This window comes from Crossiella sp. SN42 (genome assembly GCF_023897065.1).
In the GTDB taxonomy this organism is placed as follows: Bacteria; Actinomycetota; Actinomycetes; order Mycobacteriales; family Pseudonocardiaceae; genus Crossiella.
Window position 1 is genome coordinate 68,827 of sequence record NZ_JAMHIV010000040.1, and the last position, 26,287, is coordinate 95,113.

General features: G+C 72.5%; 16 protein-coding genes. 5 read left to right on the forward strand and 11 right to left on the reverse strand.

Annotated features, from left to right (window positions below; genetic code table 11):
- Positions 1 to 10: 10 nt before the first annotated feature.
- Both M8C13_RS37310 and M8C13_RS37315 read right to left on the reverse strand, forming a co-directional pair.
- Complete coding sequence (locus M8C13_RS37310; RefSeq protein ID WP_252485515.1) at positions 11 to 766, reverse strand: SDR family oxidoreductase; 756 nt, start codon at positions 764 to 766, stop codon at positions 11 to 13.
- Complete coding sequence (locus M8C13_RS37315; protein ID WP_252485516.1) at positions 763 to 1,620, reverse strand: NAD(P)-dependent oxidoreductase; 858 nt, start codon at positions 1,618 to 1,620, stop codon at positions 763 to 765. Before M8C13_RS37315 ends, M8C13_RS37310 begins: the two co-directional genes overlap by 4 nt.
- Positions 1,621 to 1,705: 85 nt before the next feature.
- Here M8C13_RS37315 and M8C13_RS37320 point away from each other — a divergent pair, with 85 nt between their 5' ends.
- Positions 1,706 to 4,594 (forward strand): BTAD domain-containing putative transcriptional regulator, encoded by a 2,889-nt coding sequence (locus M8C13_RS37320; RefSeq protein ID WP_252485517.1) that lies wholly within the window; start codon positions 1,706 to 1,708, stop codon positions 4,592 to 4,594.
- Here M8C13_RS37320 and M8C13_RS37325 read toward each other — a convergent pair.
- Complete coding sequence (locus tag M8C13_RS37325) at positions 4,575 to 5,987, reverse strand: alpha-amylase family protein (RefSeq protein WP_252485518.1); 1,413 nt, start codon at positions 5,985 to 5,987, stop codon at positions 4,575 to 4,577. The genes M8C13_RS37320 and M8C13_RS37325 overlap by 20 nt on opposite strands.
- Before the next feature lie 174 nt (positions 5,988 to 6,161).
- Here M8C13_RS37325 and M8C13_RS37330 point away from each other — a divergent pair, with 174 nt between their 5' ends.
- Positions 6,162 to 8,093: a multicopper oxidase family protein gene (locus M8C13_RS37330; protein ID WP_252485519.1), complete on the forward strand. Its 1,932-nt coding sequence runs from the start codon at positions 6,162 to 6,164 to the stop codon at positions 8,091 to 8,093.
- Here M8C13_RS37330 and M8C13_RS37335 read toward each other — a convergent pair whose 3' ends face one another.
- The 4 genes from M8C13_RS37335 to M8C13_RS37350 all read right to left on the reverse strand — a co-directional run bounded on the left by M8C13_RS37335 (position 8,094) and on the right by M8C13_RS37350 (position 12,687).
- Positions 8,094 to 8,756 carry a response regulator transcription factor gene (locus M8C13_RS37335; RefSeq protein WP_252485520.1) on the reverse strand — a complete coding sequence of 221 codons (663 nt, stop codon included), beginning with the start codon at positions 8,754 to 8,756 and terminating at the stop codon, positions 8,094 to 8,096.
- Positions 8,741 to 10,183, reverse strand: a complete 1,443-nt coding sequence (locus M8C13_RS37340) for a cell wall metabolism sensor histidine kinase WalK (protein ID WP_252485521.1) — start codon at positions 10,181 to 10,183, stop codon at positions 8,741 to 8,743. Before M8C13_RS37340 ends, M8C13_RS37335 begins: the two co-directional genes overlap by 16 nt.
- On the reverse strand, positions 10,170 to 10,439 hold the full coding sequence (locus tag M8C13_RS37345; protein ID WP_252485522.1) for a hypothetical protein: 270 nt from the start codon (positions 10,437 to 10,439) through the stop codon (positions 10,170 to 10,172). Before M8C13_RS37345 ends, M8C13_RS37340 begins: the two co-directional genes overlap by 14 nt.
- An 88-nt stretch (positions 10,440 to 10,527) precedes the next feature.
- On the reverse strand, positions 10,528 to 12,687 hold the full coding sequence (locus tag M8C13_RS37350; protein WP_252485523.1) for a hypothetical protein: 2,160 nt from the start codon (positions 12,685 to 12,687) through the stop codon (positions 10,528 to 10,530).
- Between the two features lie 78 nt (positions 12,688 to 12,765).
- On the opposite strand from M8C13_RS37350, the gene M8C13_RS37355 reads away from it, so the two are divergent.
- From M8C13_RS37355 to M8C13_RS37365, 3 genes are all read left to right on the forward strand, one after another.
- On the forward strand, positions 12,766 to 14,163 hold the full coding sequence (locus tag M8C13_RS37355) for a hypothetical protein (protein WP_252485524.1): 1,398 nt from the start codon (positions 12,766 to 12,768) through the stop codon (positions 14,161 to 14,163).
- Positions 14,160 to 16,076 carry a glycosyltransferase gene (locus M8C13_RS37360; RefSeq protein WP_252485525.1) on the forward strand — a complete coding sequence of 639 codons (1,917 nt, stop codon included), beginning with the start codon at positions 14,160 to 14,162 and terminating at the stop codon, positions 16,074 to 16,076. Before M8C13_RS37355 ends, M8C13_RS37360 begins: the two co-directional genes overlap by 4 nt.
- Before the next feature lie 575 nt (positions 16,077 to 16,651).
- Positions 16,652 to 16,993 carry a helix-turn-helix domain-containing protein gene (locus M8C13_RS37365; protein WP_252485526.1) on the forward strand — a complete coding sequence of 114 codons (342 nt, stop codon included), beginning with the start codon at positions 16,652 to 16,654 and terminating at the stop codon, positions 16,991 to 16,993.
- Positions 16,994 to 17,064: 71 nt separating this feature from the next.
- On the opposite strand, the gene M8C13_RS45640 is transcribed toward M8C13_RS37365, so the two are convergent.
- From M8C13_RS45640 to M8C13_RS37385, 4 genes are all read right to left on the reverse strand, one after another.
- Positions 17,065 to 20,478, reverse strand: a complete 3,414-nt coding sequence (locus M8C13_RS45640; RefSeq protein WP_252485527.1) for a glycosyltransferase — start codon at positions 20,476 to 20,478, stop codon at positions 17,065 to 17,067.
- Positions 20,479 to 20,482: 4 nt separating this feature from the next.
- Positions 20,483 to 22,171: a DUF2079 domain-containing protein gene (locus tag M8C13_RS37375; RefSeq protein ID WP_252485528.1), complete on the reverse strand. Its 1,689-nt coding sequence runs from the start codon at positions 22,169 to 22,171 to the stop codon at positions 20,483 to 20,485.
- Positions 22,172 to 22,179: 8 nt separating this feature from the next.
- On the reverse strand, positions 22,180 to 23,430 hold the full coding sequence (locus tag M8C13_RS37380; protein WP_252485529.1) for an SHOCT domain-containing protein: 1,251 nt from the start codon (positions 23,428 to 23,430) through the stop codon (positions 22,180 to 22,182).
- A 108-nt stretch (positions 23,431 to 23,538) separates the two neighbouring features.
- Positions 23,539 to 25,899, reverse strand: coding sequence for a glycosyltransferase family 4 protein (locus M8C13_RS37385; RefSeq protein WP_252485530.1), 2,361 nt, complete (start codon positions 25,897 to 25,899; stop codon positions 23,539 to 23,541).
- Positions 25,900 to 26,287 lie beyond the last annotated feature (388 nt).

Below are 26,287 nucleotides of genomic sequence, written 5' to 3' on the forward strand. Positions count from 1 at the left end.
TCGGAGCCGGTCACGCCTTCTCGACGTGCCCGAGCCCGCCATCGGCGGCAAAAACCGTGCCGGTGGTGAAGGTCGCCTCGAAGGCCAGGAACAGCACCGCCGCCGCGATCTCCTCGGGCCGGGCATGCCTGCCCATCGGGGTCAGCGCGTTGCCCGCCTCCAGGTTGGCCGCCTGGTCGGCTTCGGTCATGGTGGCGAAACCCATGGTCGGGGTCAGCGTGAACCCGGGGCTGACCGTGTTCACCCTGATCCCGCGCGGCAGCAGTTCGGCGGCCAGCGCCTGGGCCAGCGCCCGCACCGCGGCCTTGGACATGGTGGCCACCGTGACGTCCGGCCAGCCCATGCCGTCCAGCACCGCGCTGGTGAACACCATCGAGCCGCCGTCGGCGACCAGTGGCACGAGCCGCTGCGCGGTGAAGAACGAGCCCTTGGCGTTGATGTCGAACATGCGGTCGTAGACCTGCTCGGTGACCGAGTCGATCGGGCCGGTCTCGGCGTAGCCGTGGTTGACGAACACCAGGTCGACCGTGCCGAAGGTGTCCGCGACCAGGTCGCTGAGAGCGGCGATGTCGGCCAGGCTGGCCGCGTCCGAGCGGACCACGTGCGCCGGGCGACCGGCCAGCTCGGTCCGGGCGGCCTCGATGGTGCGCTCGTTGCGGCCGGTCAGCACCACCTCCGCGCCGCCGTCCAGCAGCGCCTTGACCACGGCCAGGCCGATGCCGTGGGTGCCGCCGGTGACCACGGCCTTCTTGCCCTCGTACTTCACTTCAGCAGCTCCACGATCGAGTTCACGCTGGTCCTGGCGTCGGTGGTGGCCAGCTTGCGGGCGATCAGCGCCTGGTACGGGGCCAGCAGCTCGGCGGAGATGCCCTGCTGCCAGCTGGCGGTGAGGATGTTGTCCAGCCCGTCCTTGTTGACCTGGAGGCTGGACTCCTCGCCGAGGTAGTCACCCCGGTCGATCTCCTCGGCCATCATGGGCAGCGCGCCGGTCATCGCGGTCACCCACGGGATGAGCAGCTCGGTGATCTCCACGGCGGGCACGCCTTCGGTGCCGGTCAGCGTCATCGCGTGGTAGGCCCCGGCGAACATCCCGTACATGCCGCTGAGCAGCGCCAGGTCGTACAGCGAGGCCAGGCCGGGGTCGGCGGCGAGGAACTTGGCCGGGCCGAGCGCGGCCAGCAGCTCCTGGTGCGCCTGGAAGGTCTCCGGCGCGCCGCTGTAGAAGATCAGCGCACTGGGCTGGGCGATCATCTCCGGAATCGCCATGATCCCGCCGTCGAGGTAGCTCGCGCCGCGCTTGGTGAACGCCACGGCGGCCTCGCGGGCCTGGTTCGGGGTGCCGTTGGTGAGGTTGACGAGCACCTTGCCGTCCAGGTCCGCGCTCTCCAGGGTGGCCAGCACGGTGTCGTAGACGGACAGGCAGATCACGGTGACCTCGGCGGCGGCGACCGCCTCGGCCGCGGTGGCGGCCACGCTCGCGCCCTTGGCGGCCAGCGGCTGCGCCTTGGCCGGGGTGCGGTTCCACACCGTGGTGGGGTGGCCCGCGGCGAGGAAGGCCGCGGCCAGCGCGCTGCCCATGTTGCCGAGGCCGAGCACCGCGACGCTGGTGGGGTTGGTCATTGTGGTCCTCTCTGTTGCGTTGGCACCACCGTGCCCAGGCCCGCTCTCGGTCTTCTCTCGGTCGTCTCGCGGGTTACCGTGAGTCGTGCGTTTTGGGGTGCTAGGGCCGCTGGTGGTGTGGACGGCGGAGGGCACCCCGGTGCGGGTGCCGGAGGCCAAGGTGCGCGCGCTGCTGGCGGTGCTGCTGGTGCACGCGGGCCACCCGGTGTCGGCGGACCGGCTGGTCGAGGACCTGTGGGGCGAGCGGCCACCGGCCAACCCGGCGGCGGCCTTGCAGCACAAGGTCTGGCAGCTGCGGAAGGCGATCGGCGCGGAGCGGGTGGAGTCCCGGCCGCCCGGTTACCTGCTGCGGGTCCGGCCGGAGGAGGTGGACGCGACCCGCTTCCTCGGCTGTCTGGAGCGCGGGGACCTGGCCGGGGCGCTGGCGCTGTGGCGAGGGCCGGTGCTGGCCGACTTCCCGGACGCCGAGTTCGCCAGGAGCTACGCCGACCGCCTCACCGAGTCCCGGCTGCACGCGATCGAGCAGCTGGCGCAGGCCCGGCTGGCCGCCGGTGAGCCGGTGCTGGCCGAGCTGACCCCGCTGGTCCGCGAGTACCCGCTGCGCGAACGGTTGCGCGCCCTGTACCTGCGCGCGCTCTACCGGGACGGTCGCCAGGCCGAGGCGCTGACCAGCTATGCCGAGTTTCGCGAGCAGTTGGCCGAGGAGCTGGGCGCGGACCCCAGTCCCGAGCTGGCCGAGGTGCACCAGGCGATCCTGCGCCAGGACCCGGAGCTGAGCCGCCGCGCCACCCTGCCCGCCCCGCTCACCGAGCTGATCGGCCGGGAGGCCGAACGCGCCGAGCTGGGCGCGCTGCTGCGGCAGGCGCGGCTGGTCACCCTCACCGGGCCGGGCGGGGTCGGCAAGACCAGCCTGGCGCTGGCCACCGCCGGTCGAGAGTCCTTTGTGGACGGTGCATGGCTGGTCGAGCTGGCCGGGCACGGGCCCGAGGTGGAGCAGGCGGTCAGCGCGGCGCTGGGTGTGCGGGAGGACGTGCCCAGCGCGGACCGGCTGCTGGACGCGGTGCGCGGCAAGCGGATGCTGCTGGTGCTGGACAACTGCGAGCACGTGCTCGAACCGGTCGCCGCCCTGGCCCAGCGCCTGCTGCGCGCCGCCCCTGAGCTGCGCATCCTGGCCACCAGCCGGGAAGCGCTCGGGCTGGCCGGGGAGACCCAGTACGTGGTGCGGCCGCTGGCCCCCGAGCACGCGGTGGCGCTGTTCGCCGCCCGCGCGCCCGGTTTCCGGCTCACGCCGGAGAACACGCCGGCGGTGGCCGCGATCTGCGCCCGGCTGGACGGGCTGCCGCTGGCCGTGGAGCTGGCCGCGACCAGGGTCCGGGTGCTCGGGGTTGACGAGCTGGCCGCCCGGCTGGACGACCGGTTCGGGCTGCTCACCACCGGCCACCGCGGTGCGCCGCCCCGGCAGCAGACGCTGCGCGCGATGATCGACTGGAGCTGGGAGCTGCTCACCGCGGCCGAACGCCTGGTGCTGAGCCGCCTGGCCGTGCACGCCGAGGGCTGCACGCTGGCCGCGGCCGAGGCGGTCTGCGCCGGTGACGGGGTCCGGCCGGCTGAGGTGCTGGACCTGTTGTCCCGGCTGGTGGACCGCTCGCTGGTCACCGGCGGCCCGCGCTACCGGCTGCTGGAGTCCGTTGCCGCGTACTGCCTGGACAAGCTCGCCGAGTCCGGTGAGCTGGCCGGGCTCCGGCAGCGGCACCGCGACTACTACCTCGCGCTGGCCGAGCAAGCCGCGCCCGAGCTCTACGGCGAGGGACAGCGCTGCTGGCTGGACGGCCTGGACCGGGAGATGCCGAACCTGCACCGCGCGCTCACCGGCGCCGAGGCCGGGCAAGCGTTGCGGCTGGCCGACGCGCTGGCCTGGTACTGGTTCCTGCGCGGCCGCTTCACCGAGGCGGTCCGCGCCTTCGACCAGGCGCTGGCCACCACTGGCGGCGAGCCGGCGCTGCGCGCACGGGTCCAGGCCTGGCGCGCCGGATTCCGTTCGCTGACCGGGGAACCACTGGCCGATCTGTCCACTTCGGACAGCCGGACCACCTGGCTGCTCGGCTACGCGGTGCTCGGCAAGGGCGATCCGGCGATCAGCCAGCGGCTCAACGACCAGGCGCTGGCCGAGTCCACCGCGGCGGGCGACCGGTGGGGCGAGGCGGCCGCGCTCAGCACCAGGGCGGCGCAGGCCCTGCTCCAGGGCGAGCTGACCGGGATGCGCCGGGACGCCGAGCGCAGCGCCCAGATCTTCGCCGAGCTCGGCGACCGCTGGGGCCAGGTGCAGGCCACCAGCGAGCTGGCCGCGGTCGCCGAGGTCACCGGCGACTACCCGGCCGCCGCCCGGCTGCACCGCGAGGGCCTGCGCTCGGCCGAGGAGCTGGGCCTGTGGACCGCGGTCACCGCCAAGCTGGCCGGGCTCGGCCGGATCGCGCTGCTCACCGGCGAGCTGACCGAGTCAGCCGAGCTGCACCGGCGCGCGATGGCGGTCGCGGCGCAGCACGGCAACCTGTCGGGGGAGCAGTTCGCCGAGGTCGGCCTCGGCCTGCTGGCCCGCCGTCAGGGCCGGTTGGACGAGGCCGAGAAGCACCTGCGCCGCTGGGTCGACTGGTGCCGCGAGGTCGACGGCGGCCCCGGTCTGGCGCTGATCCTCACCGAGCTCGGCTTCATCGCCGAACAGCGCGGCGACACCGCGGCCGCGCTGGCCCTGCACACCGAGAGCCACCAGCTGGCCAAGGAGTTCGGCGACCCGAGGGCGATCGCGCTCAGCGAAGAGGGCCTGGCCGGGGCGCACGCCGCCACCGACCCGGAGCTGGCCGCGGCCCTGCTCGGCCGGGCGGCCGCGACCAGGGCCGCGCTCGGCGTGCCGCTGCCGCCCGCCGAACGCGGTGACGTGGACCGGATCGAGCGGATCATCAGGGCAGCTTCGCGTTGACGTGCAAGGCGATCCCGTCCTGCGCGCCCACATCGGCGCGGAACCAGCCGCCACTGTCCACTGTGTACACCGGACCGCTGCACGTGCCGCCGCTGAAGTTCCCGTGCACCACATCGCAGTACCGCCCGGCGGCCAGCCCGGTCTGGAACGAGCGCCCGGTCACCGGCCCCTCGTCGTTGAGCACCAGGTAACCCTTGTCGCCGCGGCCGAAGGCGATCACGTCGTTCCCGTTGTCCCACCAGTGGTTCACCCCGGTGCCGCGCACCGCGTTGCGGAAGCCGACCATGTTCGCGATCACCTGCCAGCGGTGCTCACAGCGCCACCGGTCGGCGAAGCACACGGTGTCCTTGGTGCGGCCGTTGGCTTCCGCGGCGGGGCCTTCGTCCTTGTTCGCGAACTCGTAGCCGCTCATCAGCTTCGGCGAACCGTACGGCCAGGCCAGCATGAACGCGTTCGCCAAGGCGTAGCGCGCGTTGTCCCGGTAGGTCAGCACCCCGGAACCGCGCTGGGTGTCGTGGTTGTCGGTGAACACCACCGCGGTCGCACTCGGCAGCGGCGCGCCAAAAGTGCGCAGGTAGGCCAGCTTCTCCTGGTTGAACACCTTGGCCAGATCCTCGCCGTAGTGGAACTCCAGCAGGTCCCCGTTGCCCGCGTACTGCTCCGGCGTGATCGGCTGGCCGGGCCCGGGAATCACCTCCTGGTAGATGTACGCGGGCCGGGACAGCCGGGCCTTGACCGCGGCGATGTCGCCGGGCGGCATGTGCTTGGCCGCGTCGATCCGGAACCCGTCCACGCCGAGGGCCAGCAGCTTGTTGAGGTAGCCGGCGATCCGGTCCCGCACGTAGTCCGAGCCGGTCTTCAGGTCGGCCAGGTTGACCAGCTCGCAGAACTGCACCTCGTAGGCGTCCCGGTAGTTCTGGATGTCGTCGTTGCCGTTGCGGCCGCAGTGGTTGAAGTCCTGGTGCTGGTAGATCCCCGGGTAGTCGTAGTGGCCGAACCGGGAGCCGCCGCTGCCGGTGCCGCCGTTGTCCTGCCCGGTCATGTGGTTGATCACCGCGTCCGCGTACACCTTGACCCCGGCCGCGTGGCAGGCGTCCACCATGGCCTTGAACTCGGACTCGGTGCCGCGCCGGGAGGTCAGCCCGTAGCTCACCGGCTGGTAGTCCTGCCACCACGGGAACCCTGGCACCACCACGTGTTCCTGCGGCGGCGAGACCTGCACCCCGCCAAAACCGCGCGGCCCCAGGAAGTCCCGGCACTCCCGCGCCACCGAGTTCCAGTTCCAGGAGAACAGCTGCACCAGCACATCCCGGTTGCCCGGCGGCGCGGCCTGGGCGACCGGGGTCAGCAACGCGCCCAGCAGGACGCACACGAGCAGCACACAGCGACGCATGGTGACCTCTCAACGCTGAAAGGGCAGGGGACTTGATCGTGGCAGCGACGCACACCGACCACTAGGGGGCCGAGCCGGGGAATCCCCGTAGGCGCGCGGACGTACGGCTCAGTGTCGCGCCCAGGCTGACGATTTTCGCAGGTCAGCTGCCCACTATTGAGCATCGTGTACGCCTTGGGATTCTTGCTCGAGTTCATGGGTTCGCTGCTGGTGCTGCTGCCCCTGCTGCTGTGGGCCCGCGCCGTGCGACGGCTGCCGGAAGCGCGGAACTGGCAGCGCACCGCGCGGGCCGCCCGCCGCCGCTACTACTACGTGCTCGCCGTGCTGGCGCTGAAGCTGCTGCCCGCGGCGCTGCTGCTGGGCCACGGCCTGGCCTTCGGCATCCGCCCGCTGCGCACCCTGGTGCTGCTGGGCGTGCCGCTGGTGCTGGCCACGCGGGACACCCTGCCGCTGCTCAACCGGGCGATCCGCGCGGCCGGACCCACGCCGGAGCTGCGGCTGGCCGCGGCCGCGCCCAGGGTCGTGCTGCCCGCCCGGCTGGCCGCGGTGGCCGGCGGGCTGCTGCTGGTGCTCAACCTGGTGGTGCAGGAGACGATCACCCTGTGGCTCAGCGGAGGAGTGTTCGCCCTGGTCGCGCTGGTGGTGGTGGTCGACGTGACCCAGCGGCACCGGCGGCTGGCCGGTCAGGAGCGCACGATCCGCTGGTCGCCGTGGGCCCGGCTGGCCGCGCCGCTGGTGCTGGTGGTCGCGGCCGCGGGCTGCGGCGCGGTGGGCAGCACCATGTCCGCCTTCCCCGACCGGCTCTCCATGAACGCGCACGGCCACCACGGCGCGACCAGCGGTCCGGCGGTCAGCGTCACGGACCTGGTCGGCGGGCCGTACTCCGGACCGGTGCGCCGGTTCACCCTGGTCGCCGACGAGGCCCGCCTGCCAGGACGCGCCGAGGATGCCTGGACCTTCGGCGGCACCGTGCCCGGCACGCCGCTGCGGGTGACGCAGGGCGAGACGGTCGAGCTGACGCTGGTCAACCGGTTGGCGCGGACCCCGACCACCATCCACTGGCACGGCGTGGACGTGCCCAACGCGATGGACGGCGTCGCCGGGGTCACCCAGGACGCGGTCCAGCCCGGCGGCGAGTTCACCTACCGCTTCCGCGCGGACAAGCCGGGCACCTACTGGTACCACTCGCACCAGGTGGCCAACGAGCAGGTGACCCGCGGCCTGTTCGGCTCGCTGGTGATCGACCCGGCCACCGGCCCGGTCGCCGAGGTGGACGAAACCCTGATGGTGCACCAGCTCAACGCCGGCGTGGACCTGCGCCGGACCGAGCCGGGCCGCCGGGTGCGGCTGCGCGTGGTGAACGCCAACTCCGGCACCGAACGCCTCACCTTCACCGGCGCCCCGTTCCGGTTGGCCGCCTTGGACGGCCAGGACCTGCACGAACCAGCCGAGGTCAGCGAGCGCTCGATCACCCTGGGCGGCGGTGGCCGGGCCGACCTGGAGTTCACCATGCCCGCGCACCCGGTGCGCCTGGGCGGCCCGGCCACCCGCACCGCGCTGGTGCTCAGCCCGGACGGAGTGTCCACAGTGGACCAACCGAAGTCCGCGCCGGAACTGGACCTGACCGCCTACGGCAAGCCAAAGCCCACCCCGTTCGGCCCGGACTCCGCCTACACCAAGCACTTCACCGTAGACCTCGACCAGGGCGTCGGCTTCCACGCCGGCCGGCTGGGTTTCCTGTGGACGGTGGACGGCCGGGTCTTCCCGGACGCGCCGATGCTGATGGTCCGCCAGGGCGACCTGGTGCGGATGACCTTCCGCAACAAGGGCATCAACGACCACCCGATGCACCTGCACGGCCACCACGTGCTCGCGCTCAGCCGCGACGGCACCCCGTTCACCGGCAGCCCGCTGTGGCTGGACACCGTGCTGGTCCGGCCGGGCCAGACCTGGGAGGTGGCGTTCAAGGCGGACAACCCCGGCATCTGGATGGACCACTGCCACGACCTGCTGCACGCCACCAACGGCATGACCCTGCACCTGGGCTACGAAGGCGTCCGCACCCCGTTCACCGTCGGCAGCGCCACCGGCAACAAGCCCGAGTAGCTACGCGCCCAGCCGATAACCCATGCCGCGCACGGTGTAGATGCACTCCGCGCCCAGCTTGCGCCGCAGCGCCCGCACGTACACATCCACCACGTTGGAGCCCGGATCGAAGTCGTAACCCCACACGTGCGAGAGGATCTGCTCCCTGGTCAGCACCTGTCCCGGATGCCGCAGGAACAGCTCCAGCAGGGAGAACTCGCGCGCGGTGAGGTCCACCGTCCGGCCCTGGATCTGCGCCCGCCTGGTGCGCAGGTCCAGGGACAGCTCCTCGTGCCGCAGCACGGTCACCTCCGGGGCCCGCTCCGGCGTGCGCAGCCGCAGCCGCACCCTGGCCAGCAGCTCCTCGAACCGGAACGGCTTGGTCATGTAGTCGTCCGCGCCGCCCTCCAGCCCGGCCACCGTGTCGTGCACCGAGTCCCGCGCGGTCAGGATGATCACCGGCGTGGTCACCCTGGCCTGCCGCAGCGCGTGCAGCACCGCGAACCCGTCCCGGCCCGGCAGCCCGAGGTCCAGCACCACCAGGTCGAAGTCCCCGGTCAGCGCGTAGTCCAGCGCGGCGTTGCCATCGCCCACCGTGCTGGTGCTGAACCCGTTGGCCCGCAAGCCCTTCTCCACGAACGACGCGATCCGCTGTTCGTCCTCGGCGATCAGGATCCGGCCCACGAAGCCTCCTCAACCACGGCCACCAGCGGCAGCTCGATGCCAAAAGTCGCTCCGGCGCCCGGTTCGGACACCACCTGCACCACCCCGTGATGCGCCTGCGCGATCGCCTTCACGATCGCCAGTCCCAGCCCGGCGCCACTGCGGTCCGCGCGCCCGGAGGAACCACGCGCGAACCGGTCGAAGATCGCCTGCCGCTCCTCCTCGGCGATCCCCGGCCCCCGGTCGGTGACCCAGAACGACACGTTCTCCCCGTGCACCGCCGAACCCAGCCGGATCTCCTCGCCCGCGCCGGTGTGCTGCACCGCGTTCTGCGCCAGCTGCACCATCGCCTGGGTGACCCGCTGCGCGTCCAGCACCACCTCGCCCTCGGCCATCGACTCCAGCACCCAGCGCCGGGGGGCCAGCGCGCGCACCTTGGCGTCGATGTCGCTGGTCAGCTCCGGCAGCGACACCGGGGCCGGGCGCAGGAAGTCCGGCCGCTCGGCCTTGGCCAGCAGCAACAGGTCCTGCACGATCCGGTTCATCCGGTCCAGCTCGTCGGTGCACAGCCGCACCACCTCGGCCCGCTCGGCCGGGTCGTCGCCCATCAGCTCCAGGTGCCCGGAGACGATGGTGATCGGCGTGCGCAGCTCGTGGCTGGCATCGTCCAGGAACTGCCGCTGGGTCCGGAACGCCTGCTCCAGCCGGTCCAGCATCAGGTTGAACTGCTCGGCCAGCGCCGCGATGTCGTCCTTGCCGTGCACCGGGATCCGCCGGGTCAGGTCCCGCTCGGTGATCTCCGCCGCGGCCTGCCGCACGGTCCGGATCGGCGCCAGGATCCGCCCGGCCACCACCCAGGACACCCCGGCCGCCAGCAGGAACCCGATCAGCGACACCAGCAGCAGCAACCGGATCGCCTGGTCGGCCGAGGCCCGCATGCCGGTGACGAAGAACGCGGTCACGAAGGACGGCTGCCCCTGCCCGGTGGCCTTCAGCGGCACCTTGGCCCAGCGCAGGTCCCCGGCCGCGGTCGGCGTGGTCCCGTAGCTCTCCGGTGCGGACACGATCCGCCGGATCAGCTCCTTGTCCCCGCTCACGTCCACCGGCTGCACGCCCTGTCTGGTCACGTGCACGGTCCCGTTCGCCTCCACCAGCACCGCCAGGTGGATCTCGTTCGGCTCCGGGTACTGGTTGTTGTGCAGGTGCGCCTTGATCAGTCCGTACGCGTCGGCCACCGGCTGCCCGGTCTTGGGGTCCCGGCCGACCTGCGCGAAGTCGACGAACTCCTTGGCCTCCTGCTCCAACCCCCGGTTGATCCGGTCGTCCACGTCGGAGACCAGCAGCCGCCAGCCGCCGACCGCCACCACGGTCAGCGCGAGCAGCATCAGCCCGAGCAGCCAGCCCATGATCCGCACCCGGGCGGGCACCCCGGGCCTAGCCGTCGTCATCGTCGTCGTCATCGTCGTCATCCGGCGGTGGCGGCGGCACCTCGGTGGTCTGCGTCGGCTTCGGCTTGCTGGTGGGCGGTCCGCTGGTGGGCTGCCCGGTCGGCGTCGGCGTCGGCGCGTACGCGGGCACGCTCACCGACACCTCGGCCGGGATCTCCGGCGGGCGCGGGCCACCGACCAGCGTGAACACCGCCAGCGCGGCAGCGGCCACCGCGGCAGCCACCGCGACGGCCACCCCGATCCCCGACCACCTCATGCCGCCACCCTCTCCCGTGCGGGTCAGGCGTAGATGAGCCGCAGATGAAGAAGTCTTCATCCACCGGACGGCCGCCGCCACCGGAGCCTCAGCCGACGCGCAGGTAGTCCAGCTCGCTGCGACCGGCCGCCACACTCGGGTCCAGCCGCAGCTGGGTGATCCGGCCCCGCCACTTCGGGTGCTCGCCCACCTCGAAGCGCACCAGCTGGAACAGGCTGTCCCTGGCCGGGACCGGCACGGTCAGCTGCTTGTCGTCGGACCACACCGGATCGTCCTCGGTGATGAAGTAGAGCTGGGCCGCGCCGCCGGGGGTGCTGTTGCGCAGCCGCGCCTCCACGAAGTTCCGGCCGTTCGCCGCCAGGCCGAGTCCGGCGGGGGAGAGCAGGAACGGGTCGTCGCCGCTGGCCTCCATGGTCAGCACGCCCGCGCGCACCGAACCGGTCAGCTGGTGCCAGGGCTGCCAGCCCTCGGTGTCCCGGTCGAAGCGCCACCACCGCGAGGGCTCGGCCAGGTAGCCGATCGCGGGCGCCCAGCTGATCCGGTCCGCACCGGCGGCCGCACCCCGGTTGACCTCGAACCGCAGCACGTCACCGGCCCGCACCGCCAGCCGCGGCACGTCCAGCGGCTGGCCCTGGAGATCGTTCGGCTCGATCCGCCGGCGGCTGAGCTCCTGCCCGTTGTGCGTGATCCGGACCTGCACGCCGTCGCCGCCCACCTCTGCCTTCAGCGCCCGGCCGCGCACCGCGACGGTGCCCTCCCTCGGCGCGGTCCAGGTGCGCGCGGTCCAGCCGGCCTCGTCGGCCGGAGTCTGGGTGAACCTGGCGACGCTCGCCCCCGCCGGCCCGCGATAGGTCCCACTCGCCGGGTCGAAGGTCAGGTTCTGCCAGCCGAAGCCGGTCGCGCTGTGCTGATAGGACCAGCCCGCCTGCGGCCGGTCGGCGAAGGAGCTCGGCGCGTGCGCGGTGTCCGCGACCGAGTGCACCTCGGCGTTGTCCCTGACGGTGAAGCCGTCGAAATCGCCACCGTCGGCGACCCCGGTGAGCCCGGTCGGCTCGAAGTACAGGTTGTCGTGCACGGACCCGGTCGGCCTGCTGAGGTGGCCGATCCTGGTGACCCCGCCCAGGTGGTTGGGTTGCTGCGCCTTGGCGTTGTTCAGCAGCAGGTTCCCGGACAGCTCGTGGTTGCGGCTGTGGTCGCCCTGCGGGTAGATCGCCAGGTACTCCACGCCCGGCCCGGCGTTGTCCGCGATCAGGTTGTTCCTGATCTTCACCGAGTCGGTGACCACCTCGTGGTCGAACCCGGCCTGGTCCGGCGAGCCGGTGTGCGGCACCGCGGTGACGATCGAGTTGACGAAGCTGACATCCAGCACCCGGCCGAGGAACACCGCGGCGGTGCCGCTCGGCGAGTGGCAGCCGGCTTCCTTGTGCAGCACCGAGTTCATCAGCACCACGTGCCGCATGTTCACCAGCCGCAGCCCGTCGTGGCACTCGCCGCCCGCGCCCGCGTCCTCGTGCAGGTTCAGCCCGTCCAGCACCACGCCCTGCACCAGGCTGTTGCCGTCGTGGCCGTCCGCGCCGGTGAGCCCGTTGCACCAGTCGAAGGACACGCTGTCGTGGTTGCGAGTGCCCTCGATGTCCCGCAGCAGCACATCGCGCAGCGCGTACTGCTGGGCGGTGAAGCGCAGCCGGTCGCCGGTGATCTGGATACCGGCCGAGCTGAAGATGCCGCCGGTGCGGGCGCAGTCGCCCCTGGTGATGCCGGTGATGTCGTGGGTGAAGATGTCGGTGAAGGTCAGGCCCTCGTGGCCGAGCGTGCTGAAGTAGGCGACGATCCCGGCGCCCGCCCGGCTGACCTCCAGGTTGCTGACCCGCCAGTGCGTCGGATCGGTGAGCAGCACGCCCCGGTCCTCGGCCACGCCGTTGCGCCGGATGTGCGGCCGCGCTCCGCTGCCGTAGGCCGCCAGCGTCACCGGCGCGGCCGCCGTGCCGGTGCCGCGCAGGTTGAGCTGCTGGTTCCACACCGCGCCCCTGGCCAGCAGGATGTGGTCGCCCTCGGTGAAGGTCCGCGCGTTCACCGGGGTGAAGTCGCACCACGGCAGGCTGGTCGTGGCAGAGCCGTTGTTGTCGCAGGTTCCCCGGTTGTCCACGTGGTAGGTGTGGCCGGGCGCGGCCGCCGCGACCCCGGTCAGCAGTGTGGCGGCCAGCGCCACCGTGCTGACGACAGCCGTCAGCCTCGTTTTCCCGTGCATCGATCCTCCCCTGATCGCGGAGAACGGTATTGCCCGGTTCGCCGAGCCGCCATGGCCGACTCGGTTAAAGTGCGGGACGTGCAGGAGCCCACGTCGCCAACCGTCGGTGCGCTTGCGGTGTGGAGCAGCTCCGACCTCCCGGGGCTCGGCGACCAGCTGCTGCCCCGGCTCACCGAGCACCACCTGTCCACCCGGCTGCCCGACTGGCGGATCTCCTTCCACGCCCCGTTCGGCTGGACCCGTCCGCTGCGCACCGACGGCGGACTGGTGGCCGAACCGCTCGGCGAGTACCGGCCGCGCCGGGTCACCGCGCTGGCCGCCGCCGACCTCACCGTGATCACCCCGGCCTTCGAGCTCGGGGCCGACCTGGCCGCGCTCTACGGCGCCCCAGTCCCCGGCGCGGAGTTCTTCACCAACGCGCTCGGTGAGCACCCGGTGCTGGTCAGCGCGGTGCGGGTGGCCGAGAAGCCCAGTCCGCAGCTGGTCTCCGCGTTCGCCGGTCAGCCCTACCCCTCGGTCCGCGACATCCGGTCCAGGGACCGGCTGGCCGACGCGGGCCTGCAGTGGGACGTGGCCGTGGTGCCGCACCCGGCGCTGCTGGCCGACAGCCTGGTCAGCCCCGGCGCGCTGGCCACCCGCCAGGGCGACCTGCGCAAGTTGCGCATCCTGCCTGCCGAGGGCAGCTACCTGGTCGTGCAGCTCACCCCGGACCTGGCGGGCGAGCTGGCCGCGCTGCCGCCGGTGCTGGCCAAGATCCAGGACTTCCTGGCCATCGAGCACATCGTGCTGCTGCCCACCGGCCCGCACGCGCCCGCCTGCGAAGGCCACCTGCTGCCCGCCGACCTGGTGCTGGAGGACCGGATCGCGGTGCTGGCGGGCGCCGGCCTGGTGATCGCCGCCGACGAGCACGCCGCCGCGGCCGCCGCCGGACTGGACCGCCGCTGGGTCCTGCTGGACCCGACCGGCGAACAGCGCTGGCCGGTGCTGGAGTTCGGCGCCACCAAGCAGATCGCGGACCGGGCGGGCAAGCTGCTGGACGCGGTGCACGCCGCGCTCAAGCCCCCGGCCTCCCGGCGGCAGGCGGTCGTCGAGCACTTCGACGCGATCGCCGAGGCCGCCCAGCGCGCCGCCTCCGGCCGCCCACCCGCCCGCGACCTGGCCGCGGAGAACCGAGCCCTGCGCGCGGCCAACGCGGCCCTGCGCGAGCGGATGTTCATCGAGCGCCAGCGCCTGGTCGAACAGCTCCTCAGCCACACCCCCGAGGAGGAGCGGACCGACGAGGCCGAGGCGTTGCGCGCCGAGCTCGCCGAGGAACGCAGGCTGCACGGCGAGCTGGCCGAACGGCACCGCGCGCTGGCCGCCGAGATCGACCGGCTGGCCGCCGACAGCAAGGAGCTGGCCGCGCTGCGCAACACCAAGCTGATGCGCTGGGCCCAGCCGGCCAGGGACGCCTACGGAAAGCTCCGCAAGCCGTGACCGCGATCCCCAGGGTCACCTTCGTGCTGGTCAGCTACAACGGCAGGGAGATGCTGACCCGCTGCCTGGACACCCTCGCCGAGCACACGCCAGGCCCGTACGAGGTCGTGGTGGTGGACAGCGCCTCACCCGACGGCACCGGCGAGTGGCTCGAAGCCAACCTCACCGGCGCGACCGTGCTGCGGATGCCGGAGAACCTGGGCTTCGGCGCGGGCTGCAACCTGGGCGTCCAGCACGCGCGCACCGAGCTGGTCTGCTTCCTCAACGCCGACGTCGAGGTCACCCCCGGCTGGCTGGAACCACTGCTGGCCCGCCTGGACTCCACCCCGGAGGCCGCCGCGGCCGGCTCGGTGCTGGTGTTCCCGGACGGCCGCCTGCAGGAGGCGGGCAGCATCATCGGCGGCGACGGCTGGAGCCGCGGCCTCGGCGACGGCGACGCCGACCTGTCCCCGCTGTACCCGCGCTCGGCCGACTACTCCTCGGCCGCCTGCCTGCTGATGCGCCGCCGCGCGTTCTGGCAGACCGGCGGGTTCTCGCCCGAGTTCCACATCGCCTACTTCGAGGACACCGACCTCCAGTTCCACCTGCGCTCGCTGGGCTGGCAGATCTGGGTCGAGCCCGCCTCGCAGGTCCGGCACATCCGGCACGGCAGCAGCACCACCCCGCGCGCGATCGAGCTGTCCGCGATCAACCACGAGGTCTTCGTCCGCCGCTGGCCGGAAGCGCTGGCCAAGCGCCCGCCAGTGGCCGACGTGCACGAGCACTGGCACCGGCTGTGGTGGCTGCGCGACCAGCTCGCCCCCTACCGCGTGCTGCTCACCACAGACGAGGTCCCCGACCCCACCCAAGGCCAAGGCGCGCAACGGGCCTGGGCGGTCATCCAGTACTGGCGCCAGGCCGCTCCCGAGGCCGCCGTCACCGTGCTGGCCACCAGGGGCGACCCGGCCGCCCTGCGCGCCACCGGCGTCGAAGTGTCCATTGTGGACGATCCAAAGGCGTGGGGCCGCGACCGCGCGGGCCTCTACGACGTCATCGTCGCCCTCTCCGCCCGCGGCTTCCCGCTCGCGGAACAGCTCTCCCGCACCCAGCCCCAAGCGGTCCGCCTGTTCGACACCCAGACCTTCCTGCACCGCGAAGCCGAACGCCGCTTCTCGGCGCTACCGGACGCCGAAGCCCGCCGCCACTGCGCCATCGAAGCCGCCACCTGGCGCGAGGCCGAGCGCACGGCCCTGTCCTGGGCCGAGCTGAGCACCGTCGGCAGCCAGGCCGAGCTCGACTGGTCCGCCCGCTACGCCCCGCAGGCCACCCTGCGCGTGGCCCCGTACCCGGTCCCGGTCACCCCGGCCGCCACCGGCCTGGACCGCCGCGACGGCCTGCTCTTCTACGGCGCCTTCGCCGCCACCACCACCGGCAACGAGATCGCCGCCCAGCGCCTCATCGAGCAGGTCCTCCCGCTGCTGGAGGCCCCCCGCCTGCGCGTCATCGGCGCGCACGCCCCGGACTCCCTGCGCGCCCCCGGCGTCGACGTCATCGGCTGGGTCCCCGACCCCGCCCCCTACCTGCGCACCGCCCGCGTCCTGGTCAACCCGTCCCCGGCCGCCGCGGGCGCGCAGACCAAGCTGCTGGACGCGATGGCCCACGGCCTCCCGTTCATCACCACCCCCCAGGCCGCCGAAGGCCTGCCCCTGGGCGAGCTCCGCGAGCACCTGGTCGCCGAGTCCCCGGCCGAGCTCGCCGAGCTGACCCAGCGCCTGCTCGACGACGACGCCAAGTGGACCCGCGTCCAGTCCGCCCTGCTCGACCTGGCCGCCACCCACTTCACCGAGCGCCACTTCCGCGCCGCGATGGCCGAGGTCCTCATCCACTGCGGCATCGCGCCGCCCGCGACGACTTTCGCGACCGCCACGCCCTGACCGCCGCCGCCGCGAACACCGGCTTCCGGCACCTCACCTGCGACAACCTGCCCGCGACTGCCCCTGTTCGCCCTCGGCAGAAAATCTATCGTGGCCGAGGTAGACATTCGTGCCCACCGGCGTGTAGTGTTCTACTCATACCGAGAGAGACAGTGTCGAGCGAGCGTGGGAGATGACGAACTACCCACGAGGTGAGACAGCAAGAAAGAAGTAGTACGGAAAGAAGTAGTAAGAAGCAGTACGAAGTGGCAACACGCAAGTAGCAAGACGCAGTAGTAAGTAGTAAGACGGCAGGCGTGCCGGGGCCGATCAGGGAACGGGGTCCCGGCAGCTGCCGAGGTCGAAGTAAAGCGGTGAACCAGAGAAGAAGGGACGGGCCACATCATCGGATCGCCTGCCTGGCTGAGTACCTCGCCGGCGGGTACCGCAGTTCCATCGAAAGAAGGTGGTCTTCGGTTACGAATCAGCGATCCCCGCTTGATCCGCCGTCATCGCGGAAGCGGACATAATGGTGAAACCCAAACCCTGGGGCCCCGGTGCTACTGCGCCGGGGCCCCTCGTGATGCGGAGGTTTAGTGATCCCAGACCAGCGCGACGTCGCTGCGCCAAACGCGGCGGACAAGTTTGATGATGAGCACTACCCGGCCTACACCATGGGCCGCGCGGCCGAGATGCTCGGCACCACGCAGGGTTTCCTGCGCTCCCTCGGCGAAGCCGGACTGATCGAGCCACAGCGCTCCTCGGGCGGGCACCGCCGGTTCTCCCGTTATCAACTCCGCCTGGCCGCCCGCGCCAGGGAACTGGTCGACCAGGGCACCCCGGTCGACGCGGCCTGCCGCATCATCAGCCTCGAGGACCAGCTGCACGAGGCCCGTGCCCACAACCAGCGCCAAACGCAGGACGACATCCAGCGTTAGCAAAATCGGGTCAGCCCCGCCGGTCGGCATTGGCCCCGGCGGGACCCCACAGCCGAGCTGAGCGGACGGGTTCAGTCCAGCGGTGGCACGGTCCGCTCCGGCATCCGCCGCCGCGCCCGCCGCAACGCGTGCCAGCGCAGCGCCGCGGTGAGGAAGTACCGCTCAGTCCCGCCGGTCTCCGGCCGTTTCCCGTTCCGGGCGGCCAGTTCCACCAGCACCGACAGCTGCCGCTCGACCCCGGCCAGCTTCACCAGCTCGGCGCGGTCCGCGGGCGCCAGCCGGTCCTCGTTGCGGGCCAGCAGCACCGAGGCGAACTGCGCGATCCGCCGCAGCTCGTGCTCCACGACGTGTTCCAGCTCTTCCCGCCGCTGCGGCGTCAGCCGCCGCTCGTTCCCCAGGCTGAGCTCGGCCAGCCCCACCGGACCGGGCAGGCCCGAGGTCCACCACGGCAGCATCCACCCGGTCACGTTCTCCCCGTGCTGCCGGTAGGACTGCAACGGACGGTCCACAAAGGACAGTTCGCCGACGGACAGCGCGGTCGCCGCGATCCACTGGTCGTGGTAGGCCGTCGGGGTGCCGGGCGGAAACGGCAACACCCGCTCCCGCACCAGGTCCGCGCGCACCAGCGAGGCCGCGCCGGTGACCGTGTTGAGCATCAGCAGCGCGTCCAGCTCGGTCCACTGGTTGCGCCGCTTGTCCCAGGAGGTCTTCGCGATCAACTTGCCGTAGTCGTCGATCAGCCGCATGTCACAGTAGACGAGCTGCACCTTCGGATCGGCCAGCCGCGCCAGCTGCACCGCGAGCTTGTCCGCGTCCCACACGTCGTCCTGGTCCGACAGCGCGATCGCGTCCGCGTCCAGTGGCGCCAGCCGCAGCGCCCGCTCGAAGTTGCGGTAGAAGCCCACGTTGCGCTCGTGCTCGACCACCACGAACCGCGGATCGCCCTCGGTCAGCTCGCCCAGCACGCTGCGCGCGGCCGGATCGGTGCCGTCGTCGGAGATCACGCACACCCAGTTGTCATGCGTCTGCGCGCGGATCGAGTCCAGCTGCTCGGCCAGGAACCGCCGATCCGGGTGGTAGCTGGCCAGGCAGATCGCCACCCGGGGACCGGTGCCGGGCCAGTCCACCCGCACCGGCCGGATGCCCACCTCGGCCCTGGTCCGCAACGCCGGCAGCGCCCGGTGCAGCCGGGTCCCGTCGGCCAGGTCGACGATCAGCTCCAGCGGCAGGTCGTGCCTGGTCGGCCCGGCGGGCAGCGGAACCCGCGCCCGGAACCCACTGCCGTCGGGCACGTGCCACCCGGCCGCGCCCAGCTCCCGCCGCACCACTGGCCGGTGGTAACCCAGGTTCGCCGGGCACATCCGGCCATCCGCCTTGATCCACACCGCCCGCACCGGCAGGTCCGCGTGCACCGCCCAACCGGCCAGGTCCACCACCTGCCCGCGCCCGATGTGCACCGGCTCCGTCGGCACGTCCACCACGAACCGCAACCCGGCCTCGCGCGCGCCACCCTCGCGCACCCGCAACCGCCGGGCCAGCAACGGCGCCAGCGCGGGCGCGTACCGGCTGGCCCGCCGCAGCACGCTGTCCGGCTCCGCCCCGCCGCGGCCCAGCAGCAGGTCGCGCACCCCCCGCGCGGCCCGCGCGGCCGGCCACACGTACCGGTGCCCCGCCCTGACCAGCGAGGACCCTTCCAGCGCGTCCAGCCGCGCCCTGGTCCTGGCCAGCCGGTCGCGCAGCTGCGCACCGGCCGAGGCGTGCCCGGCCGCCTCTGCCCGCGCCGTGTCCGCCTCGGCCCTGATCCGCTCGAAGTCCTCGGTCGCCTCGGCCAGCCCGGCGAACGCGCTGCCCACCCGGTTGTCCAGCTCCACCAGCTCGTCCTGGGTGCGCGCCAGCTCCTGCCGCAGCGCCTCCCGCTCGGCGTCCGCGGTGCGCAGCGCGGCCTCGGCCGCCTGGTGCTCCCGGCTCAGCTCGTCCCGCAGCTCCTCGGCCTGCGCCCGCGCCTGGGTCAGCTCGGCCTGCCGGTGCGCGATCTGCTGGCGCAGCGCCTCCACGTCGGTCCACAGCGAGCGCGCGGTCTTCTCCGCCTGCTCCTTGGCCGCCAGCGCCCGGCCCACCTCGCCCAGCCCCGGCGGCAGCTCCCACACCCTCGGCCTGCCCGGCAGCACCGCGTCCGCTTCCAGCGTGGCCAGCACCTGCTCGCGCGGCGCGCCGGAGACCAGCTGCTGCAAGGCGACCTCGGCCGAGGTCAGCTCGGTCCACCGCTGCCGGGCCGGGCCACCCAGCCCGCACAGGTCAGCCAGCCGGAACAGCAGCTTCTGCAGGTTCGTCTCGGCAGGCCACGGGTGCGGCGCGCCCGAGTCCCGCAGCTCCCTGGCGAACTCGCGCAGCCCGCGCAGCAGCGCCAGCTCGGCGTCCACCCCCGACCCGGCCTCCCACTCCAGGTCGATCCGCCGCGCCTCCCGGTCCGGTCCCAGCACCACGTTGCCCGGGTGCACGTCCAGGCAGTCCGGCGGCAGCACCGGCACCCCGGCCCGCCCCGGCAGGAACGGATGCCGCTGGTCCTCCGCGGTCAGCGCCCGCGCGGGCGTCAGGCACACCCGGCACCACAGCCCGAGCACCACCCCGGCCCGGTTCACATCACCCTCGGCCAGCGCGTCCAGCAGCTCCGCGTCCAGGCACCGGCCCGGCAGCCACGGCTCGGTCGCCGCCACCCGCTGCCGCAGCCAACCCTCGGCGTCCTCGGTGCCCTCGATCGTTTCCAGCACCAGGTCCTCGGTCAGCCGCCGGGTCCGCTGCCAGCGCGCGTGCCTGCTGCTGTTGACCAGCCAGGCCAGCCCAGGCTGGACCAGCTCCGCCACCGCCTCCGGCCGCCGCCCGGCCACCACCAGGAACGCGGGCGCCACCGCCCCGGCGAAACCCTCGGCCAGCGCCAGCTGGTGCAGCCGCCTGCCCGGTGCCGCGGCCAGCTGCTCGTCAGCCGCGCCCAGCAGCGGGTCCCGCACCAGCTTGTCCACCAGCTCGGCTTGGTCGTCCCGCTCGAACACCGAGCTGTCCACCAGCACCCTGGGCCGCGCCTGGTCCGGGTAGCAGGCCAGCCAGCGCTGCGCGGTCAGGCCGGCCCCGTCGAGCAGCTCGGCCAGCACCGACCGGGTCCAGGTCCGCGGCCCGCGCACGCCCGGGTAGTCCGCCGCGCCCAGCCACAACCGCTGCCGCACCGGATCGGCCTTGCCCAGCAGCTGCCCCAGCCCCAGCTGGTTGTGCACCGCGAGCACCAGCACGCCGTCCTCGGCCAGCTGCCCGGTCACCTGCGCGAGCAGCTCGGCCGGATCAGCGGTGTGCTCCACCGTGCCGTCCAGCAACGCGAGGTCGAACGGCCCGCCACCGGCCAGTCCCTCCGGACCGACCCGCACCATCCGGGCCCCGGCGGCCGGCCGCAGCGGGGCCAGCAGCCCGCGCCACAGCTCGTCGTTGTCCCCGCTCACCAACTCAGCCCTTCGCGGTCACGGCACCAACGTGGAACAGCGAACCCCGCGCGCCCACCACGATCCTGGGGCTGGTCGCCCCCGGCGCGGCCACCGCGGTGAACCCGCTGTTCTGCTCGTCCACGTGCAGCGCCAGCCCGATGTCGGCCCTGCGCACACCGACCTCGCCGCCACCGACGATCCGGTTCACCGAGTCCAGCACCAGCACGCAGTCCACCGCGCGCTGGTTCACCAGCGCCCAGCCCACGATCGGCGCGTCCCCGCGCACCGGCCCGCTGTCCACGTTGCCGACGTTGGGCAGGCCCGGTTCCGGCGCGGCCAGCTCCTGGATCTGCTTCGGGTCCACCTGGTCGCCCAGCTCCAGCCCCGGCCGGCCACAGCCCAGGGTGAAGTCGGCGCTGAACGGGTAGACGCCGAGCGCCTTGGCCGCGGGCAGCACCTCTTTCGGCACCCGCAGCCGGGACATCTCGGCAGGCGCGTTCACCCGCATCGCCACCGCGGTGATCGCCTGCTCCTGGTAGATCTGCCGCTGAATGTTGGCCTGCCCGTTGCCCGCGACGTAGCCGACCGCGGCCACCGTGAGCACCACGGCGGTCACCCTGGCCACCGAGACCGAGGGGAACCACAGCACAGCCAGGGCCAGCAGCGCGGCCGCGGCCAGCGCCGCGATCTCCGCGTACCGCCCGGCCAGCGACACCCCGATGCCCAGCGCCGCGCGGGAGAGGCCGATCATCGCCGCCGCGGCCAGGATGTAGAGCCCCACGCCCGCCCAGCCGGCCAATGACGCGTCGATCCCGCCGCCGGTCCGCTTGCGCAGCAACAACACCACCGCGGCCACGATCCCGGCCGCGGTGAGCCCGCCGAGCACCACCGCGATGTCCGGCGCCTTGGCCGACCACAGCTGCCCGATGGTGCCCGCGGTCATCGCCAGGTAGTCATCGGCGCGCAGGTCGCCACCGGTCTTGGGCGCCTGGTTCACCGTGAGCAGCCAGCCCACCACCACGACCAGCCCGATCACCAGCGGCCACAGCACCCGGCGGGCCCGGTCACCGCGCAGGAAGAACACCAGCGCCAGCGCCGGGAACACCGCGAACGCGGTGCCGTGGCTGACGCAGGCGGCCAGCGCGCCCGCCATCGACCACACCGGCCGACCGCGCTGGGCCAGCAGCAGCGCCAGCACCGCGAAGAAGAACTGCGGCATCCAGCTGATCCCGCTCATGCCCTGGCCGAACATCTCGGTGGCGTTGGTGGAGAACACCAGGAAGGCGAAGGCCGCGGTCAGCGCGGTCCGCTTCACCACCGCCAGCGACCGGGGCAGCATCAGGTTGAGCACCAGCACGATCCCGGCGGCGAACACCGCGGTGAGCGCGCCCAGCGCGTGGTTGCTGCCGCCGAGGAACTTGGCGTCCAGCCAGAACAGCAGCGCGGGCACGAACATCGGGTGCTCGTTGTGGTACTGCACGATCGCCCGGGGGATCAGCGTCCCGTCGTCGTTGGTGATCCGGGCGAGCAGGTGCCAGTAGTCCAGGAAGTGCAGCCTGGGCGCGCCCGCGATCTCCAGCACCGTGCCGAGCACCGGCAGCAACCCGAAGATCGCGATCAGCACCGAGGGCCAGGAGATGCGGCGCAACCATTCCGGCGCCGCCATCTCCACCTGCGAGATCGGGGTGAACCCACCGCGCTCCCGCGTCACCTGGTCACTCACTGGCCGGGGAACTTGGCGGCCACACCCACCGTCAGCCGGTGGAACTCCCGGACCAGCTCAGAGTCCCGGTTCGGACCCTGCGGCGGCACCGGGTTCTGGCTCACGTTGGTGCGCACGACCTTGTTGCCCGAGACCCACACGATGCGGAACAGCGCCCGCGCGTCGTCGATGAACTGCAGGATGGTCCCGTTCTTGGGCAGCTCGCCGACCACGCCGTCGACCATGCCGTCGGTGCGGGCGAACTCGACCATCTTCTTCTGCAGGTCCTTGGCCGCGGCCTCGTCCTTGGTCTCGATCACGATCGCCGAGTACTGGAACTTGCCCTCGGTGCTGCCCTTGTAGGAGATCTCACCGGGGTTGGCGCTGCCGATGACCGCGACCTCGCCGTTCTGCAGCAGCTCGTCGGAGCGCAGCTGGCCGAGGTCCTTGACCCCGTTCTTGGGGTCGGGGGTGCCAGGACCGGGCGGCAGCAGCTCCAGCGGCTTCTGCGAGGTGGTCGTGGTCGGCGCGGCCGACGCGGTGTTCGAGGTGGTGTCGGCAGGGCCCGCGCCGGTGTCGCGGAAGCCGAAGAACCACACCCCGGCGCCGATCAGCGCGACCACCACGACGATGCCGATGATCGGCAGCACCTTGGAGGACTTGCCGGAGGAGGCGCCGAAGACCTCGGGGCCCTGCCGGATCCACGCCTCGTTGCCTGCGGGCGGCAGCGGCGGCAGGTCACCGGCGTTGCCCCACGGCGGAGCCGCGTTGGACTCGTCGCCCCACGGGGTCTGCGGCTGCTGCTGGGGCGGCTGCTGGTGGTGCTGCGGCGGGAACGGGGGCGGCGGGAACCCGCTCGGCGGCGAGGCCGGGAACGGCTGCTGGTGCTGCTGGTGCTGCGGCTGGGGCGGCGGCGGGAAGCCCGGCTGCCCGCCCGTGTTCGGCACCACCTGGGTGCGGTCGGCGTCACCGGCCGGCGGCTGCGGCTGCCAGCCGCGCACCACCTGGGTCGCCTCCGCGCCACCGTTGGGCACCACCTGAGTGGCCTCGGCGCCGGCCGGATTGGGGGTGTTGTCCCGGATCGGCTGCATCACCTGGGTGCTGTCGATGCTCTGCTGCTGACCACCCGGGGGTGTGAAGGAGGGTGAGCCACCCGCCCCCGCCGCCGCCGACAGCAGCTCATCGCGGCGAGCGCGGTACTCCTCGGCGGAGATCAGGCCGGCGGCCAGACCCTCGTCGAGCTTGCGTAGCTCGTCATGCCAGGTCACCCTGGCACCCCCTTCCACTGGGTAAAGAAGACGCGGCATATTGTGCCGATGCCATCGTCAGTGGTGTCTGCCGCTGCCGAGTCGTTACCCTTGCGCCTGCCGGCGCGTTCAGGCGCCTCGTCGCTGGGCAGCCCGGTACGCCTGCTCGAGCTGCTCGCGCACCCAGTTCGCAGCGGCCGACACGGTGCGGGTACGCAGAATGTACTCGCGACCCGCCCGGCCCACCGCAGCGGCGTGCTCAGGATCATCCGCGACCCGCCGCATGGCCCGCGCCGCGGCGGCCAGATCGGGGTCGGCCCAGCGGGCATCCGGCGGATACGGGTCCCAGCCCTCACCCACCTGGGTGAACTTGAACGGCACCGGGAAGCCGGTCACCACGTCCAGGAACTCGGCGGTGCCGGAGTAGTCGGTGGAGATCACCGGCAGCTCGCGGACCATCGCCTCGGCCACGGTGAAGCCGAAGCCCTCCGAGCGGTGCAGGGAGACGTAGCAGTCGCTCTCGTCGTAGAGCGCGGCCAGCTCGGCCACTGACAGGTACCGCTCCAGCAGCTCGATCCGCGGATCCGCGCCGATCACCGCGCGCAGCCGCTCCGCCGCGCCGGGGTGCAGGTCGGCGTTGATCGCCTTGACCACCAGCCGCACGTCCGGATCGTCCGGGAACGCCAGCCGGAACGCCTCCACCAGCCCCCACGGGTTCTTCCGCTCGCCGACGCTGTTGAAGTCGAAGGCGAACAGGAACCGCGGCGCCGCGCCGGGCAGCCTGCGGGCGCGGTTCGGCGGACCGGGGTCGCTGATCGGGATCGGGAACACCTTCACCGGCTTGTCGGTGTGCGCCGCGATCGCCGCCCGGCAGAACTCGCTGATCGTCCAGATCTCGTCGACCAGCTCGTACGCCTTGTGCATGCTCGCCGGGAACTCGTCCAGCTCCCAGGACCACACGCCGATCCGGTACCGCTGGTGGAACAGGTGCGGGTACAGGTCCACCGCGAGCGTGGTGGTGTCGGCGTTGATGCACAGCACGCTCAGCGGGTACTTCGGCGCGCCGAGCGAGGCCGGCCGCTCGATCGCGGTCCGGTTGTTGACCAGGAAGTCCTCGACCACGGTCGCGGTCGGCACGCCTGCCGCGTGCACCGCCTTGTGCAGCGCCCGCCCCAGCTCGCCGACGCCGAGCTCGGCGGTCAGGTGCCCGAGCAGGTTCACCCCGAACTCGGCCACCGGCGCGGGCCGGGCCAGCGCGGGCTCGGGCACCGCCCACTCCGCCAGGTCGTGCTCGGTCGTGGCCACGTTCCGGCACCACTGCCGGTAGGCCTCGTTGTCGCCTTCGGTCGGCCGGGGGAACACCACCCGCAGGTCCACCCGGCTGTCCCAGATCGCGGTCACCCAGCGGTTCAGCCCGGAGTGCGCCTGCATCGGGTTGCCCGGCCCGGCCAGCCAGTCCCGGAACGCGCCACCCTTGTCCGGGCCAAACGCGTGCGGCGGAATCTCCGCGGCCTTGCCCGCCCGCTGCTTGGTCACCGCCTTGCCCCACTCGGCCCGGAACAGCTCCCGGACCAGCGGCGTCAGCGGCGTGCCGTCCGGCAGCTCGTCGAACTTGCACACCTCAGGGGTGTCCAGCCGGTAGCCGGCGGCCAGCAGCTCATCCCGATAGCTGTCGCACATCGCGCGCAACGCTGGCTGCGCGGAGAACAGCACCCTCGGCCGCCCCGGCAGTTCGGCGGGCAGCCACGGCGTCTCCGGCCGGTACCCGCTGAAGACGAACGTGCGCAGCAGCTCGCCACCGGCCCGCAGCGTGCCACTGGCGTCCGCGGTCACCGGCCGCTGACCCGCGTTCCAGTGCCCGACCCCGACCCCGGGATCGCGCAGCACCACGTGCGGGAACAGCGCGGTGACCTCATCGGTCCACCTCGGCCACCGGTCGTCCCCGCTCAGCGCGTTGCGTTCCACCCGCTCGCACAGGAAGTCCAGCATCGCCCCGGCCCGCCCGGTCACGCTCAGGAACGCCGGGTCGAACACCCCGCCGGCCAGCACCTCGGCCTCGCTCGGCGCCAGCCCGTCCTCCGGCAGCGGCGCCAGCAGCCTGGGCAGCAGCACCGCCCCGTGCGCCCTGGTCAGGTCCGCGAGCTGGACAAAGGGCGCGAACACCTTGGTGTCCCTGCTCAGGCTGGTGACCAGGTCTGTCCTAGTAAGCAGCGCGCGCAGCAGGAAAGGAACCAGCGCGGTGCGCAGCTCAGCGGCCGGGAACGCGGTCGCCAGCCGCAGGTAGTTCTCCTCGGTCAGCCCGAACCCGTCCCAGCCGACCACCCGCACCCCGTTGACCTGGCGCGCGCCCTGGTCACCGTCCAGTACCGCGATGACGAACTCGTGCCCCGGGTTCCACTCCAGATAGGAAGCGGCGAGCACCCGCGCTGCGGGCATCCCGGCGACGGTGGTGATGGTGCACGCGATCGGCCGCGCCGCCTTCTCGCTCATCGAAGCTTTCCCCTCGCCGAACCTGCCCCGGATGCTAACGGCCGGGGCGCGAGCCGACCGCGACAACGCGGTACCCCGCCGCCAGCCGCGGTTCGCCGCGCACAAAGAACCAGTCCGCGCGGGCTGCGCTGAGTTTGCTCGAAGAACCCCCTGGTCAGCCGCCCCGCCAAATCGGCCAAACCGCCCTTGACCAGCCGATTTGACTTCTCATTCGCCCCTGAGTAACTTTCTCTCTGCCAGCGCGGAACGGCCCCGGAAATAACCGGGAACGGGCCGCCGGAAGGGCCGCGAACCAAGCTCCCACCAGAAGGTGGTAGAGTGGGCGCCCGAAAGCTTCCAGAGCAAACAAGCCCCGGAGCAAGCTGTCAGCGAAGAGCTGATAGATTGC